Source organism: Finegoldia magna, assembly GCF_018371055.1.
GTDB lineage: Bacteria > Bacillota > Clostridia > Tissierellales > Peptoniphilaceae > Finegoldia > Finegoldia magna_I.
This window is the reverse complement of the sequence record NZ_JAGYZD010000354.1, coordinates 1-1,198: the sequence shown is the minus strand read 5'-3', so window position 1 is coordinate 1,198 and position 1,198 is coordinate 1. Positions and strand designations below refer to the sequence as shown.

The window sequence follows — 1,198 nt, the reverse complement described above, 5'->3', positions numbered from 1 at the left end:
ATCAAAAAGTAGGTAAGAAATGGTAGATGCTTTATATATATTTAAAATAATATTATATATTTGTTTATCTGGATTCTTAATTGCTTTAATCGTATTTTTCTTTAAACTTACTGACTTAATAAAGGGCGTAAAAGCCGTTTTAGCAGATAACAAAAAGGATATCGATAGATCAATTGGCGAAGTACCACAAATACTAGATAATGTAACTGGTATTACTAATAAAGCCGATAGATTAATAGGCGATGTTTCTCCAGATGTAAGAAATATTACAAACAATGTAAGTAACACTTTGTCTCACGTTGAATCAGTTTCAAGTAACTTGTCTAATACTGTGGACTATGTTGCCGAATCTGTAACAGATACTGCAACTAATATTAAATACGGATTTTTAAACTCTACAGACTATGTTGGTTCTGCAAGAGATATTATTAATTTCGTAAAAAGTTTAGCTAAAAGATAATTAAATAAGATTTTATAAGCCAATCGGGAAATTTCTGATTGGCTTATTGTAAATCTTTAAAATTTTTTATAATTTATGAAAACAATTGTAGAAATTGTTAAAATCCTATTGAAAAACAATTAGTTTTTTGGTATGCTATTAAGGAAAGATGGGATAGAATGAAAAGAATAAAAATTATCTCAAATCCTTCATCTGGAAGTCAAACACACGCAAGAGATTTAACAAAACTGATTAATTATCTAATTGAGGATAATTTTGTCGTTCAGCTTTTTAAAACTAAAGGCAAGAATGACGCATACAATGAGGCGTTAAACACATCTTCTGATGATTGGGATTTGATAGTTATTTCAGGCGGAGATGGAACGGTAAACGAAGTTGTTCACGGAATTTGCGACAGCGAAAGCGATATTCCAATTACGATTTACTCCACAGGTACAGTAAACGATTTCGCAACTTACTTAAACTTGCCATCAACACCTTACAAATTATATAGAATGATTAAAACTGGGAAAATAATTAAAAGTGATGTCGGAAAAGTTAGCAATGAAAACTCACACAGATATTTCATCAACGTTTTTGCAGTTGGAAACATAGCGTCTGTTAGTTATGTTACTGATAAAGCTCAAAAAGCGATTCAGCCTGAAAATCCTGTCCCCACACCGAAGAATATTCTTCTTTCGTATAAAGGCGATACAGCCCTCCGTTGTTAGCAATAACCTCCACAGCGGCATCATAAGC

At 31.7% G+C, this 1,198-nt stretch carries 2 protein-coding genes; both read left to right on the top strand.

The window, feature by feature from the left end:
• Positions 1-19: 19 nt before the first annotated feature.
• The gene (locus KHW44_RS09825) at positions 20-460 is read left to right on the top strand and encodes a hypothetical protein (RefSeq protein ID WP_304068953.1); all 441 of its coding nucleotides are present in this window, start codon (positions 20-22) and stop codon (positions 458-460) included.
• A 158-nt stretch (positions 461-618) separates the two neighbouring features.
• Positions 619-1,170 (top strand): acylglycerol kinase family protein, encoded by a 552-nt coding sequence (locus tag KHW44_RS09820; protein ID WP_304068951.1) that lies wholly within the window; start codon positions 619-621, stop codon positions 1,168-1,170.
• Positions 1,171-1,198 lie beyond the last annotated feature (28 nt).